The sequence below is a fragment of the Achromobacter sp. GbtcB20 genome (genome assembly GCF_019091095.1).
Taxonomy (GTDB): domain Bacteria; phylum Pseudomonadota; class Gammaproteobacteria; order Burkholderiales; family Burkholderiaceae_B; genus Achromobacter; species Achromobacter mucicolens.
This window is the reverse complement of the sequence record NZ_JAGXJZ010000804.1, coordinates 1-243: the sequence shown is the minus strand read 5'-3', so window position 1 is coordinate 243 and position 243 is coordinate 1. Positions and strand designations below refer to the sequence as shown.

The 243-nt window shown below is 72.8% G+C and carries 1 pseudogene; it reads left to right on the top strand.

Features of this window, described 5'->3' with window-relative positions:
* Positions 1 to 55: 55 nt before the first annotated feature.
* Positions 56 to 243 (top strand): annotated as a pseudogene (locus tag KVT32_RS31190) (tripartite tricarboxylate transporter substrate binding protein); the annotation flags it as partial.

The following is a 243-nucleotide window of genomic DNA, read 5'->3' as shown; positions in this document are numbered from 1 at the left end:
CCACAAGGCGCCACCAGCCGCGCCGCACCTCCCCCCCCTCCCACCGAGCCCCGCCATGAAACCCTCGTTTCTTGCAGCCAGCCTCGCTTTTGCCAGCACCCGCGGCGCGGCCGCGCCCGCCGTGGCCCAGGACGCCTATCCCTCGCGTCCGCTCAGGATGATCGTCCCGTTCCCGCCGGGGGGCGCCACGGACGTGCTGAACCGCGTGGTGGCCCAGAAGCTGGGACAGGAACTGGGACGCAC